The organism is Alcaligenes sp. EGD-AK7, assembly GCF_000465875.3.
GTDB classification, from domain to species: domain Bacteria; phylum Pseudomonadota; class Gammaproteobacteria; order Burkholderiales; family Burkholderiaceae_B; genus Alcaligenes; species Alcaligenes phenolicus.
Genome location: NZ_AVOG02000001.1, coordinates 149,989 through 165,125 on the forward strand (window position 1 = coordinate 149,989; position 15,137 = coordinate 165,125).

General features: G+C 57.4%; 7 protein-coding genes. 4 read left to right on the forward strand and 3 right to left on the reverse strand.

From position 1 onward, the window contains the following. Positions 1 to 22: 22 nt before the first annotated feature. Entirely contained in the window at positions 23 to 364 is a 342-nt protein-coding gene (locus N879_RS00700) for a Na+/H+ antiporter subunit C (protein ID WP_009461754.1), read from the reverse strand. Continuing rightward, positions 364 to 3,291: a monovalent cation/H+ antiporter subunit A gene (locus N879_RS00705; protein ID WP_031231971.1), complete on the reverse strand. Its 2,928-nt coding sequence runs from the start codon at positions 3,289 to 3,291 to the stop codon at positions 364 to 366. The genes N879_RS00700 and N879_RS00705 overlap by 1 nt, the downstream gene beginning before the upstream one ends. Before the next feature lie 196 nt (positions 3,292 to 3,487). Here N879_RS00705 and hemN point away from each other — a divergent pair, with 196 nt between their 5' ends. Next, positions 3,488 to 4,909 (forward strand): oxygen-independent coproporphyrinogen III oxidase, encoded by a 1,422-nt coding sequence (gene hemN, locus N879_RS00710; RefSeq protein WP_021446507.1) that lies wholly within the window; start codon positions 3,488 to 3,490, stop codon positions 4,907 to 4,909. A 122-nt stretch (positions 4,910 to 5,031) separates the two neighbouring features. Continuing rightward, the gene (locus N879_RS00715) at positions 5,032 to 6,180 is read left to right on the forward strand and encodes an NAD(P)H-dependent flavin oxidoreductase (protein ID WP_021446508.1); all 1,149 of its coding nucleotides are present in this window, start codon (positions 5,032 to 5,034) and stop codon (positions 6,178 to 6,180) included. 14 nt (positions 6,181 to 6,194) lie between these two features. On the opposite strand, the gene N879_RS00720 is transcribed toward N879_RS00715, so the two are convergent. Continuing rightward, positions 6,195 to 6,731, reverse strand: a complete 537-nt coding sequence (locus tag N879_RS00720) for a hypothetical protein (protein WP_009461759.1) — start codon at positions 6,729 to 6,731, stop codon at positions 6,195 to 6,197. A 343-nt stretch (positions 6,732 to 7,074) separates the two neighbouring features. On the opposite strand from N879_RS00720, the gene N879_RS00725 reads away from it, so the two are divergent. After that, on the forward strand, positions 7,075 to 12,984 hold the full coding sequence (locus N879_RS00725) for an alpha-2-macroglobulin family protein (RefSeq protein WP_021446509.1): 5,910 nt from the start codon (positions 7,075 to 7,077) through the stop codon (positions 12,982 to 12,984). Beyond that, positions 12,968 to 15,130, forward strand: coding sequence for a penicillin-binding protein 1C (gene pbpC / locus N879_RS00730; protein WP_021446510.1), 2,163 nt, complete (start codon positions 12,968 to 12,970; stop codon positions 15,128 to 15,130). The genes N879_RS00725 and pbpC overlap by 17 nt, the downstream gene beginning before the upstream one ends. The last annotated feature ends 7 nt before the right edge of the window (positions 15,131 to 15,137 follow it).

The following is a 15,137-nucleotide window of genomic DNA, read 5'->3' on the forward strand; positions in this document are numbered from 1 at the left end:
GGCAAGTGTTGGTTGAGTAGACTCACAGATCGTCTTCCTCGCGGCCATCAACGTGGTCAGTACCGCTCAGGCCACGATTGGCCAGAATGACGACCAGAAACAGGGCGGTGGTAGCAAAGCCAATCACAATAGCGGTCAAGACCAGCGCTTGGGGGAGGGGGTCGGCATAGTCGGCCCCCAGCTTGCCGGCGTTAATAACGGGAGCGGCGCTGATTTTGAGCCTGCCCATGCTGAAAATGAACAGGTTCACGGCATAGGACACTAAAGCCAGCCCCATGATGACCTGAAAGGTACGCGGGCGCAGCAGGAGCCAGACGCCCGAGCCCGCCAGCACACCAATCGCAATTGAAAGCACGATTTCCATTATTTATTCTCCATCCCGGATGCAGCGTTCGAGGCGGATTGCAGCGACGGCAGTTTGCGATAAAAACGTAGGGACTGGTGGGCCAGCGCGACCAGAATCAGGATGGTGGAACCAATCACCAGCATGAATACGCCAATGTCAAAGATCAGCGCGCTGGAGGTATGGACGTCGCCCACCAGGGGCAGATGCAGATCCCAGCTTTGGGCAGACAGGAAGGGCTTGTTGAAGGCCCAAACCAGCATGGCAGCCACACCGGCTGTCAGCAGACCCAAGCCAATCCAGGTTTGAGGCTGAATCAGTGGGCGGGACTCCATCCAGACCACGCCGCTAACCATGTATTGCAGGATAATGCCGGTTGCCATGATCAGGCCGCCCACAAAACCTCCACCGGGCAGGTTGTGCCCACGCAGCAGGAAGTACAGGGCGATCAGCGTGGAGATAGGCAGCAGCAGGCGCAGCAAGACAGCTGGAATCTGCATGATGCCTTCTGGTAACGGTGTCTTGGGGTCCGGTTCCACAAAGACGGCTTCGCGGCTGTCCTTGACGTTCTGGCGACGGGCCAGAGGCTGGGCGATGGCTTCGATGGGTGGACGGAAGCGTCGCAGCAGCGCAAAGACCGTCAGGGCCACAATGCCCAGCACCACGATTTCACCAAAGGTATCAAAGCCGCGGAAGTCCACCAGAATCACGTTCACCACGTTCGCGCCACCGCCCAGGGGCAGGGCCTTCTCGATAAAGAAGGGCGAGATGCCGCTGGGGTGAGGGCGTGTCATCATGGCGTAGGCCAGGGCGGCAATACCGCAACCGGCCAGAATGGCAATAATCAAGTCGCGGCTACGGCGGAACAGGGCACGACCACTATTGTCCTGGCCGCCAGGCATATCACTGACGCGTTGCGGCAGCCAGCGCAGGCCCAGCAAAATCAGCACAACGGTGACCACTTCCACCGCCAACTGGGTCAGTGCCAGGTCAGGGGCGGAAAGCCAGGCAAAGGTCAGGCTGGTAACTAGTCCAGCGCCACCAGATAGCAGCAGGGAGGCCGGGCGGTGGAACTTGGCTTGACGAGCCGCACCAATCGCGCAGGCAATTCCGACGGCCCACATCAGGGCGAAGAAGGGGTCGATGGGGGTGGAAATAGTGGACTTGAACCAGTTGCCGCGAATCAGAGGCAGGGCAGCAACACAGATTGTGGCCACAATAATCAGCAAGGTCTGACGCTGCAGGCGTGGCGAGTAAAGCTTGCCCACGGCCCAGTTGGCTGCCACTTCCAGATACTCCATGGCCAGCTCAAAGAAGCGTCGGCCATCAGCACGGGTCAGCAAAGGCGTACGGCCTTGGCGGTTCCTGTAGAAGCGGTTGATGATCAGAACGAAGATCACGCCCATGCCTGTGGCGACCAGACTCATGATCAGGGGCAGGTTGAAACCATGCCAGACGGCCAGGTCGTACTGGGGCATTTCTGCACCCAGAATGGCGCTGGCCGCAGTATGCAAGAAGGGGCCAAAAGTCAGGCTGGGAATAATGCCGACCAAGAGACAGGTCAGTACCAGAATCGCGCTGGGGATCAACATGCGGCGAGGCGGCTCGTGTGGCTCGCGGGGCAAGTCCTTGGCGACGGGGCCAAAAAACACCTGTGCGATAAAGCGCAAGGAGTAGGCCACGCTGAAGGAGCCCGCAATTACGGCCACCACGGGCAGAGCATATTCCCAGGTGTTGCCATTGCTGGCCAGAATGGTCTCGGCAAAGAACATTTCTTTGGAGATGAAGCCATTCAATAGCGGCACACCGGCCATGGCAGCCGCCGCAACGGTAGCCAAGGTGGCAGTCAAGGGCATGGCGTGGCGCAAACCGGAAAGCCGGTTCAGGTTACGGGTACCGGTCTCGTGGTCCACGATACCGGCAGCCATGAACAGGGAGGCCTTGAACGTCGCGTGATTCATCATGTGAAACAGCGCCGCGACCAGAGCCAGTGGGCTGTTCAGGCCCAACAGCAAGGTAATCAGACCCAGGTGGCTGATGGTGGAATAGGCCAGTACGCCTTTCATGTCGCGCTGGAACATGGCCACATAAGCCCCCAGCGTCAGGGAACACAGGCCAGCGCCGCCAATAATGACAGCCCATTCCGTGGTGCCCGACAGGGCAGGCCACAGGCGCGCCAGCAGGAATACCCCGGCCTTGACCATGGTGGCCGAGTGCAAATAGGCGGACACAGGTGTGGGGGCGGCCATGGCGTGAGGCAGCCAGATATGGAAGGGAAACTGCGCGCTTTTAGTGAGTGCACCCAAGGCAATCAGGATCAGCATCCCGGTATACCAGGGGTGATTGCGAATCTGCTCGCCCGACTCCAGTACCACACTCAGGTCGTAACTGCCGGCAGCCTGGCCCAGCATGAGCACGCCCGCCAACAAGCAGAAACCGCCGGTTCCCGTAATGATCAGCGACATCCGCGCACCCCGTCGCGCATCCATGCGGTGATACCAGTAGGCAATCAGCATGAAGGAGGACAGACTGGTCAGCTCCCAGAACACGACCAGCTGGATCAGATTGCCCGACAGCACCACCCCCAGCATCGAGCCCATAAAGGCTTGCAGAAAGGAGAAAAAACGTCGGACCGGATCCTGAGCGGACAGGTAATAGTGCGCATAAAGGGCGATCAAGGCCCCCATGGCGGTAATGATGATACTGAAAAGCCAGGCATAGCCGTCCATGCGCAGCTTGAAGGTCAAGCCATGGGCGGGTATCCAGGAGCGTGACGACTCCAGCACCTCTCCGCGAGCAATGTCCGGATAGGCGTAGAGAGTGAGTAAGGCGCACGTAATGGCGACAGCGCCTGCAAGAGATGCCTGGAGTTTGCGAGAGTTCGCGGGCATCAGGGAAGATAGCAAGCTACCGATAAACGGTAGAGCTAGGATCACGAGCAAATACATCTGACTCCAACAGGCGGTAATTTAGGCGGCTAGCGCTTAATAATACGATATATGAAGCTAAATTCAGTCCAACAGCCATAAAAAAAGCGTTTTTTTAGTTATTGCGGCCTTGATGCAGGTCAAGCGCATGCTTGAGGTTTTCTCTCACAATAAATGCTTGACTAGAAGAAACAGGTCTCGTGCAGGAGGACCCTTTATGCCGCAAACACTGGAAGCATCGGATGCCAGCGCCCCCACCGCGCCGGATATCGAAATCTCTGAAGCCCTGATCCGGCGTTTTGATCGTTCCGGGCCTCGCTATACCTCCTATCCCACTGCAGATCGTTTTTTTCAGGACTTTCCTGCTCAGCCTTATATTCACGAATTATCGCGGCGCGCCTTGAGCAGCAGTAATCCGCCTCTGTCGGTTTACCTGCACATCCCGTTTTGTCAGTCGCTTTGCTATTTCTGTGCCTGCAACAAGATCATCACGCAGGATCGTAGCAAGAGCGAGCAGTACCTGGATTACCTGCTGCGCGAAATTGATATGGTCACCCAATATATGGGTGAAGACCGGCGCACCGAACAACTGCATTTGGGCGGCGGCTCGCCCACTTTCCTGGACAATGAACAGTTGGCCCGCTTGATGGCCAAGCTCAAGGAGCAGTTCGCGTTCACGGACGATGCCGAACTGGGCATCGAGATCGACCCGCGTACCTTGGCGGAAGGCACGCTCCAGAACTTGGCGGCTCTGGGTTTTAACCGTACCAGCTTCGGGGTGCAGGATTTTGACCCCAATGTGCAAAAAGCGATCAACCGTATTCAGCCCTTCGAAATGGTCAAACGCGCCATTGAAGAAAGCCGGGCTGCCGGTTTCCAGTCCATCAACACGGACCTGATCTACGGTCTGCCTTTGCAGACCCTGGAAAGCTTTGCCATCACCATTGACTCCTTGGTGCAACTGCGACCAGATCGCATCGCTCTGTATAACTACGCGCACTTGCCAACGCGATTCAAGGCGCAGCGTTTAATCAATGAAGAAGAACTGCCCGATGCCGACCAGCGTCTGCAACTGTTCCTGATGTCTTCGCAGCGTCTGCTGGATGCAGGCTATGTCTATATCGGTCTGGACCACTTTGCCTTGCCGACCGACGAGCTGAATCTGGCCCGCCTGGACGGTAGCCTGCACCGCAACTTCCAGGGCTACACCACCCGCGCAGCCTGCGATCTGGTTTCTTTTGGCGTGTCGTCTATTGGTCAGGTGGGCACCATGCATGTGCAAAATGCTCGCAGCCTGCGCAATTATTACGCCGATATAGACCGGGGGCGTTTGCCTATCGAACGGGGTATTGTGATGCAGCAGGACGATCGCCTGCGGGCGGAAGTCATCATGCATTTGATGTGCAGCATGCCAGTGCCTATCTTGCGTCTGGAAGCGCGTTACGGCATTGATTTTGCCAGCTATTTCTCTGCCGAGCTGCAAGAGCTCAACAGCTATGCCGACGCTGGCTTGCTGACAGTCGATGCCCAATCCATCCAGGTTCTGCCCAAAGGCCGTTTGTTTGTGCGCGCCTACAGCATGGTGTTCGACAAGTACTTGAGCCAGGAAAGCGGTGCCCGCTATTCCCGCCTGATTTAACACAGTGGCCGTCCTTGCAGACGGCCACGATTCTATTGCCCTGTTTCTGGTCCCGACGTGGCCGGCAGGTTCTTGCATCAACCTAAGGTATCAACATCGTGCTAAAGACGGATTTACGTCTCATGTCCCTGAAGGGAAAACTGCTTTTGCCTATTGTTCAAGGCGGCATGGGAGTCGGTATTTCGGCGTCCCGGCTGGCCGGTACTGTGGCCGCATTGGGCGGGCTGGGGACGATCTCCAGCGTGGATTTACGGCGTCATCACGAAGACCTGATGGACAGCACCCAGGGTGATGTCGAAAAAGGCGTGGTCGATGCAGCCAATTTGCAGGCTCTGGACCGCGAGATCAATCGTGCCCGAGAGCGCTCGGGTGGCAACGGTGGCATCGCCGTCAATATCATGAAGGCTGTCTCGCAGTATCCCGAGTATGTGCGTCAATCTTGCGAAAGCGGGGCAGATGCCGTGGTGGTGGGCGCTGGCCTGCCGCTGGACTTGCCTGAGCTGGTTCAGGATCATCCCAAAGTTGCCTTGATTCCAATCTTGTCGGATGTGCGCGGCGTCACTTTACTGGTGAAGAAATGGCTGCGCCGCAAGCGTTTGCCGGATGCAGTCGTTCTGGAAAATCCCCGTTTTGCCGCAGGCCACCTGGGGGCCGCCGACGACCAATCCTTGAACAAGCCTGAATATGCTTTCCAGCGCGTTCTGGAAGGCTGCCGCGCCTTGTTTCGCGAGTTGGGCCTGGAGGCCGAGCGTATTCCCTTGATCGCTGCAGGCGGGATTCACCGTCCTGAACAACTGCGTCAATTAATGGATTGGGGGGCAGATGGGGTGCAAATGGGCACTGCCTTTGCCGTCACTGAAGAAGGTGATGCGCATGAGAACTTCAAGCGCGTGTTGCTGGATGCCGAGCCCAAGGACATCGTGACCTTTATGAGCGTGGCCGGACTGCCTGCCCGTGCCGTGCGTACGCCCTGGCTGGATGCTTACCTGCACAAAGAGCAAAAGCTGCAATCGGTGGCACGCGAGCGTGCTTGCACGGAAGGCTTTGATTGCCTGGCACATTGTGGCTTGCGCGATGGCGTGCAGCGTCATGGTCAGTTTTGCATTGATCGTCAGTTGGCCTATGCCCTGAAAGGTGATGTACAACGCGGTCTGTTCTTCCGTAGTTCCGAAGCCTTGCCTTTTGGCAAAGCCATGAAATCGGTGCGCGAGCTGATGGACTATATGTTGAATGGCCGCAGCAAAACGCCGGGCGTGGTTCCTGCGGCCTAAACGGGATCAAGGGCTTAGCCCTTGATTTCGCGGATCAAGCCTTCCTCACCGCCATCAATGGTGTGGACGGCTTCCTTCCTTTGTGTCTCCAGTGCCAGGCGGCGGGCAATTTCATAGCATTCTTCAATATGCTGGTTGCCGACTTTGCGCAGCACTACAAAGCTGATGGAAGCGGAAATGGCGCTGCCTATCAAGGGCACATATTTGGCGCCGTATTTCCCGGCCAGTTTCTTCGCTCCCAGACGCACCAGAATATTGACCACGCGATCTGTAGTCAGCACGCGTCCCACCATGCCCAGGCCCATACTGGTTCCCCCCACGACCACCAGCTTTTTCAGCTCCGGGCTCAGGGCGTCCACATCGTTGGCCGTCAAGCCGAAGCGCGCATTGATGATGGGGATGACTTTCATCAGAATCGCCACATCCGTACCTACATCCACACCGGGGATGGGCACCACGGCTGCCGCTGCTGACAGCAGAGCGCGCCGACTGATCAGTTTGCGACATTCCTCGCGGGTTTTATCCAGTTCCTGCAGTGTCATCGTGCTCATGTGTCTATCCTGAAATCTAAGCGGATTGATCGTGCAAGCCTTAACCCATATGGGGCGAGTACCGTGCTTTTCCAGTGACTGCCTGGGCAATTATGTTTCTTATCGTAGTGGATGCCGCCAGTTTTGGGAAAAAAGCAGGGTATTGGTCGCATTTGAAATTTTTTCTTTCAAATGCCATGAATGCATCTACAAACGGGTGTCGTGAACAATTAAAGCCCGGTGTCTTTTTCTGTTGCACTTGGTGGCATTCTTTATGCGCTTTCGGGGCTAGTCAGACACGCTCAGAGGGTCTGATTTCTATTAAACTGGCGCCGAAAATAGCACATTCCATAGGGGAAGAACGATGCATCGCCAGTCTTTGCTGGGTTTGATGTTCTTGCTGGGTGTCAGTAGCGCCCAAGCCATTACGATAAGCAGTTTCTCGCCCCAAGGGGCGACATCGGATTTGCGGGATGTCAAAGTCACCTTTGCCACACCCGCAGTTCATTTTGGGGATTCGCAATTGCCTGCACCCGTTCAGGTGCAGTGTGATGATCCTTCGGTAGTCGGTCAGGGCCGTTGGCTTGATTCGCGCCGCTGGATTTATGAATTCGACGAGCGTCCAGGACCAGGCTTGAGTTGTACGGCCGTCGTGTCCAAAAGTTTTCGCAGCATCAATAATGAAGCGATTAGCGGACCGGCTCAATATCGTTTTAATTCAGGCGGCGCCATTCTGGAAAGCAACCGCCCGTATTACAACATTATTGATGAAGACCAGGTCTTTCTATTCAGCTTCAATGCGCCGGTTAATAGCGCCTCTTTAGTCAAGAACGGCTATTGCCGGGTAGAGGGTATTGGCGAGCGTATTGGCTTGAAAGCCATTGAGGGTGCCGAGCGCGACGCCATGGTTCGCGCCGAGTTCTATGTGGACGAGGTAGACGACCGATACCAGGCCGTCCAGTGTGCGCGTCCCCTGCCAGCGGATGCCAGCGTGTCGGTGGTGCTGGAGCCGGGCATCATGACCCAGATTGAGAATCGCAAGGGCGTCCCTAATACGGACCGCTATACCTACGATTACAACGTGCGCCCCGAGTTTACCGCCTCGCTCACTTGCATGCGTGAGCGCGCAGAAGCGCCTTGCACGCCGGTTGGCAGCTTCGGTGTTCAGTTCTCTGCGCCCGTCGCTTACGAGTACTTGAGCCAGATTCGTTTGGAAGCCGGCAAGCAGGTTTGGGAACCCAAGTCTGATAGCGACGAGGCATGGCAGGATCGTGGGCCTGGCCAGTACGTGCGTTTCGAGGGTCCTTTCCCTGAAAACGCCAAGCTGACGGTCAAGATTCCGGACAGCCTGACGGACGACGCAGGTCGCCGCCTGAAGAACCCGCAAGTACTGAGCAACGGCATGAGCACCACGACCTATCCGCCGCTGGTGAAGTTTGCGGTGGAGCCTTTCGGGATTGTGGAGCGTTTCGGCCATGCGGATCGTGACGGATCGGACGATTCCGATCCGCCAGCCATTGGCTTGAGCCTGCGTAATGTCGAAGCCAATCTGACAACTCAGCAAATGCTGGTGTCCGCCGGTCAGGTGGGGGCTCTTGCCGTGAAGGACGACAAGGAAGTTCTGACCTGGTTCTCCCGTCTGCGCCAGCTGAACTATTCCTGGTCGGTCACCCCCGACTATCTGAAGACCATGATGGGCAGTGACTTCCATGTCACCGCTCCTTTGAATGAGAACGGCTACCTGGATCTGCGTGCCCAGCCCCTGTTGCAAGGCAAGGATCTGAAGAAGCTGGACTTGCCCGGCATGGATCAAAAAGGCGAGCGTCCTTTTGAATTGATTGGCGTGCCGCTGAAAGAGCCTGGTTTCCATGTTCTGGAAGTCGCTTCTCCACGTCTGGGAGCTTCCTTGCTGGAGGCGGCCGGTACCATGTACGTGCGTAGCTCTGTGCTGGTGACCAACCTGGGTGTGCATATCAAGAAAGGTGGTGACGATTTGCTGGTCTGGGTCACGACACTGGATGATGCCAAAGTCGTGCCCGGCGCGAAAATTCGCGTGATGAACTGCCGTGGTGAAGAGCTGCTGCAAGGTGAAACAGACGAGAATGGGATGTTCCATCACCCGCAGGCGGTGTCCAGCCCGGATTACTGCCAGGAAACCAGCTTGTCCGGTTTGTTTGTGACGGCGCGAATCGACAAGAACAACCCCATGGCTCGTGGTAAAGATGATTTCAGCTTTGCCTTGAGCGAGTGGAATTCGGGTATCGAGCCTTGGCGCTTCAATGTGCCTTACAACTGGGGCGGTCGCGATGAGGCCATTGCTCACACTGTGATGGATCGCAATCTGTTCCGTGCGGGTGAAGTGGCCCATATGAAGCACTATGTACGCGAACGCGTGCGTGACGGTTTCAAGGCTCCAGCTCGCTATCCCGACACCATGATTGTCGAGCACGATGGCAGCGGCAAGCGAATTGAGCTGCCCTTGAAGTGGCAAAAGACAGCGGCAGGCAGCGTATTTGCCCTGACCGACTGGAAAATCCCCAAGGACGCCGAGCTGGGTGTGTATCGCTTGCGAACCGAAGGCGAGGATCAGTACTTCAACTTCGGCGAGTTCCGCGTAGAGCAGTTCAAGCTGCCTGTGTTGGGCGGCAGTATCAAGCTGGGTGACGGTCAGGATCGTCCTTATCTGGTCAAACCCAAAGAACTGCAGGCCGACCTGCAGTTGCAGTACCTGTCTGGTGGCCCGGCCGATTACTTGCCGGTTCAGTTGTCGGCGGTCGTCCGCTCGGCAGGAACGTCCTTCAGCGCCTATGACGATTTCAGCTTTGTCCCTCCCGAGAAAGTTGAACAGTCTGATGTCTCGGACTCCCGTGTTTTCCTGAACAAGAAGCGCTTTCAGCTGGATGCACAGGGTGGTTTGCGTGCCACGCTGGATGAGTTGCCTGCGGTGGATCGTCCTTCCGAATTTCTGGTAGAAGCCACTTTTGCCGATCCGAACGGTGAAATTCAAACCTTGACCCAAACCGTGTCCGTATGGCCGGCCGATGTAGTGGTGGGTCTGCGTGCAGGTAGCTGGTTGGCAGCCGGTTCGTCCACCAAGCTCTCGGCTATCGCGGTGAGCCCGGACGGCAAGCCACTGAAAAACGTGCCTGTGCGTATTGAGGCGGCCAATGTGCAGCGTTTCTCGATCCGCAAGCGTATGGTGGGTGGCTTCTACAGCTACGACAATCAGGAGCAGCGCGAAGACCTGGGCACGATCTGCGAAGGTCGCAGCGACGATCAGGGTCTGGTGCAGTGTGATGTGAAACTGGAGAAGGGCGGTCAGGTCGAGCTGCGTGCCATTGCACGTGATGGCGAAGGCCGCGAGTCCGTTGCTGCCAGCACCGTCTGGGTCAGTGGCTCCGGTTACCTGTGGTTCGGTGGTCAGAACGATGACCGTATCGACGTGATTCCTGCGAAGAAAGTTTGGGCTCCTGGCGAGACAGCCGAGTTCCAGGTGCGCATGCCGTTCCGCGAGGCCACGGCCCTGGTGTCGGTGGAGCGTGAAGGTGTCTTGCAGGCTCAAGTGGTTCAGCTGGAAGGCGACAGCCCTAACGTCAGCGTGGAGATCAAGCCCGAATGGGGGCCGAACGTTTACGTGTCCGTGCTGGTTCTGCGTGGCCGTCTGCGTGAAGTGCCTTGGTACTCTTTCTTTAGCTGGGGCTGGAGTCAGCCTCTGACTTGGTACAAAGCCTACTCGGAAGGCGGTGGTGAGTTTGTTGCCCCGACAACTACCGTGGACTTGTCCAAGCCTAGCTATCGTTTTGGTCTGGCCAGCATTGAAGTCAGCAGCCAGCAAGATGCACTGGATGTGAAGGTAACGACGGATCGCAGCCAGTACGCGATTCGTGAGCAGGCCAAGGTTGATATTCAGGTCCTCAAGTCCGATGGCACACCGGCAGCCGGTGCGTCCGTGGCCTTGGCGGCTGTGGATCAAGCCTTGCTGGAACTGAGCCCGAACAATAGCTGGAACCTGCTCAACGCCATGCGTGCCGTGCGCGGCTACAACGTGCAGACCGCCACGGCGCAGTCTGAAATCGTGGGTCGTCGTCACTATGGTCGCAAGGCTGTCGCAGCGGGTGGTGGCGGTGGCAAGAGCCCCACTCGTGAATTGCTGGATACTTTGCTGCTGTGGAAAGGCAATGTGGAGCTGGACGCACAAGGTCGCGCAACGGTGACCGTGCCGCTGAAAGACTCCCTGACCCAATACCGGATTGTGGCCGTCGCCGATCTGGCGGGCGACCGCTTTGGTAGTGGTTCGGCTCAGATCGTCACAACGCAAGACCTGCAAATCATTTCCGGTTTGCCAGCCATTGCTCGTGAGGGTGATGATTACCAGGCCCAAGTGACGCTGCGTAACAGCAGCCCCCGTGCCATGACCGTGAAGGTGCAGGCGCAGTACCGTGGTAAAGGCTTGCCCTCGGCGGCCTTGCCAGAGCAAACCGTTGAGCTGGCTTCGGGCTCGGCTAAAGTGGTTTCCTGGCCCATGTCGGTTCCACTGTCCAGTGGTTCGGCCGATTCGCACCAGATGGAGTGGAGGGTGGATGCACAGGAAGTTCAGCAGTCCGGCGCCACGGGCAAGGCTGCCAAAGACAGCCTTGCAATCAAGCAGGAAGTCTTTACCGCGACCCCCGTTACGGTTCAGCAGGGAACATTGGTTGCCGTGGGTATGGATGAGCCATTGAACATGTCGGTGCAGGCACCGGCCGGTGCCTTGAAGAACGAACAAGGCGTGGTTCAAGGTGGTCTGCAAATGTTGTTCCGTTCCTCCTTGGGTGGCGGTATGGAAGGGGTGCGTGCCTGGTTTGAACGTTATCCTTACAGCTGCTTTGAACAGCAAGCCTCGCGTTTCATGGGCCTGCGTTCCGAAGAGGCGTGGGCTGGCCTGATGCAGCGCATGCCGTCTTATATGGACGAGAGTGGTTTGTTGCGTTACTTCCCCAGTAGCTATGGGTGGGGTAGCCGCGTGTTGACCAGCTACATCCTGGATATCAGCTACATTGCGGAATCCATGGGCTTGAACTACCCCATCCCGGACGGCTTCCGCAACGAGATGCTGCAAGCGCTGGAAAACGTGGTGAATGGTCGTATCCCGAGCATGCAAACGGTCTCTCGCCAAGAGCGGGATCTTGAAGTGATTCGTGCGACGGCCGTGCTGGCCAAGTACGGCCGTGCTCGCGTCAACATGCTGGATTCGGTGGAACTGAACCTGCAAAGCTGGCCCACTGAAATCCTGCTGGCCTGGGTGGATCTGACTCAGCGTTTGCCGGGCATCAAGAAAGCCGAGCAGACACGTAAAGAAGCCATGAATCTGATTCAGGCACGTCTGGTCAGCCGTGGTACCCGTCTGGTCTTTGGTGAGGACGCGCTTAACGGCAGCCCATGGGCCATGACCAGCCGCGTGACCAACCAGGCTCGCCTGATGCTGCTGGCCAATGAAATGTCGGACTGGACCGAGGACATGCCTCGTCTGGCCCAGGGTCTGTTGGCGGAGCAGCAACGTGGTGCATGGCGCATGACCACTGAAAACCTCTTGGGTAGTTTGGCTATTGAACAGTTCAGCCGTCATCACGAACAGAACCCTAGCGGTCAGTCCATGGTGATTCTGGGCTCGGAAAGTGCCCAGGTGGTGGATTGGGACATGCTCAAGCCTGACGGTCAGGGTGTGCGCTCTTCCAGGATTGATGTGCCTTGGCGCGGCGATCAGGCCGATAACCTGAGCGTTGAGCAAATGGGTGAGGGCAAGGCCTGGATCGAAGTTCGCTCCCTGGCTGCGGTGCCCGTGACCAAGCCTGTTGCGGCTGGTTTGAGCATGGAGCGTCACATCGAAGCCGTGGAGCAGGCCAAACCCGGTGTATGGAGTCGTGGCGACATCATGCGCGTGAAGATCAAGGTCAAGGCTCAAGGTCAGGCAAGCTGGGTGGTGGTGTCGGACCCGATTCCTGCCGGTGCCACTATCCTGGGCAGCGGCCTGGGTCGCGACTCTGCCATGGCAACGGCCGGTGAAGAGCAGTCCGGTCATTGGCCCAGCTTTGTCGAACGCCGCTTTGATGGCTACCGTGCTTACTACGAGCGCTTTGAAGAAGGCACGACCGAAGTCAGCTACACGGTGCGTCTGAATACAGTGGGTCAGTTCGTGCTGCCAGCCAGCCGTGCTGAAGCCCTGTACGAGCCCGACGTGTTTGCTGTCTGGCCTAACGAGCAAGTTCTGGAAGTTGTGGATGCACCAGCCAATTAAAGCAGGACTGCTGGTGTTGGGACTGGCCCTGTGGGCCAGTCCCGGGCAGGCCATGCCCAGCTACAAGGAAGTTCGGCAAGCTTACCGATCGTCCGATGTGCAGGTCCTGGATCGTCAGGGCCAGCTTGTCCAGCGAGTCCGTCTGGACTTTCGTCAACGGCGCGGCGATTGGGTCGCGCTGGAGCAAATTTCTCCGGCCTTGCAAATGGCGGTCCTGGTGTCTGAAGACCGCCGTTTTGAATCTCACGGTGGGGTGGACTGGTTATCAGTGGGCTCCGCCGCGTGGGATGGCCTGTTTGCCGGACGCAGTCGCGGTGCTTCTACGATTACCATGCAGCTGGCCGGCCTGATGGATCAGGATCTGATTGGTGGTCGAGGTGGACGCTCGGTCTGGCAAAAGCTGGATCAGGTGGTGGCCGCCCAGTCGCTGGAAGACACCTGGACCAAGCCGGAAATTCTGGAAGCGTATCTGAATCAGGTGGCTTTTCGGGGTGAGCTGGTCGGGGTGGACGCGATGGCGCGTACCTTGTTTCAAAAGCAGGCCGCTGCGCTGGATGCACGCGAATCTGCCATTGCCGCAGTTTTGCTGCGCGGCCCCAATGCCTCGGCCTTGATGGTCGAGCGCCGGGCGTGTACGACCCTGCAAGAGATGGGACGCGCCGAACTATGTCGAGAATTAAGTAATCTGGTGCCGGTGGCTTTGCGCCGGGCCGGACAGGCTCCTTTGGGGCAAGCCCAACTGGCCCCTCATTTTGCCCGTTGGGTTCTGGATCAGAATCCTGAAATCAAGGCCGGTGACAGTATTCGTACGACCTTGGATACGCGCCTGCAAACTCAAGTGCAAGCCAGTATGCGGCGCCACTTGCTGGATCTGCGCACCGCACGTGTTCAGGATTCTGCGGTGGTGGTGCTGGATAACCATAGCGGACAGGTCCTGGCCTATGTGGGTTCCAGTGGCGATCTGTCCGAGGCGGCCGAGGTAGACCATGCCCGTTCCTTGCGGCAAGCCGGTTCCACGCTCAAGCCCTTTTTGTATGAGATGGCGATTGAAAAGCGCCTGTTGACCGCCGCATCCTTGCTGGAGGATTCGCCGCTGAATCTGTCCACCGGCAATGGCCTGTATATCCCGCAAAACTACGATAAGCAGTTTGTGGGCTGGGTCAGTGCGCGCAATGCTCTGGCTTCTTCCCTGAACATTCCTGCTGTGCGTGTGCTGACCATGCTGGGGCCTGCCAACTTGGTGGATCGCCTGCGTGCACTGGGCCTGAATCTGCGCCAGGATGGCGATTTCTATGGGTATAGCCTGGCTTTGGGCAGTGCCGATGTCACCTTGCTGGAACTGACCAATGCTTACCGTGCACTGGCCAATTTGGGCCAGACGCAAGCTGTGCAAACACGTATGGATCAGCAAGCCGCTCCCTTTCATTCTGTGATGGATGAGGGGGCCAGCTGGATTGTGGGTGATATGTTGTCGGACCGTCAGGCTCGGGTGCTGACCTTTGGATTGGACAGTGCTTTGAGTACACCATTTTGGAGTGCGGTTAAAACCGGGACCAGTAAAGACATGCGTGACAACTGGGCCCTGGGTTGGACAGAGCACTATACCGTTGGCGTTTGGGTGGGAAATAGTGCTGGCCAAAGTATGCAAGATGTATCAGGTGTCAGCGGGGCAGCCCCGATCTGGCACGAGGTGATTTCGCTCTTGAACCAGCGTCGCCCCGGTCGTCAAACGGCCATGCCTGCACAGGTGCAGGTGCGCCAGATTGAGTTTGTACCCGCCATGGAGCCTGGCCGGGAAGAGTTTTTTGTTGAAGGCACGCAGACCGATCGTGTGGAATTAAGTGATGTGAATCTGGCCTATGCCGGCCCGGCCCGTATCCGCGAGCCGGTCAATGGCACCATTTTTGCGTTGGACCCGGATATTCCACCGCAAAACCAGCAATTGCGTTTGTTGGCCCAAGGGCAGATTACCGAGCCCTTGGTATGGTGGGTGCAGGGAGTAGAAGCAGGAAAGGGGGCGCAGCTGCGAATTCCATTGGTACCCGGAACGCTGCGCATTGAGTTGAAAACTGAACAAGGTCGCTTAATGGATCAAGTCAGCGTACAAATTAGGGGTGCGCAAATGACAAGCTTTAACAAAGATTAACCGCTTG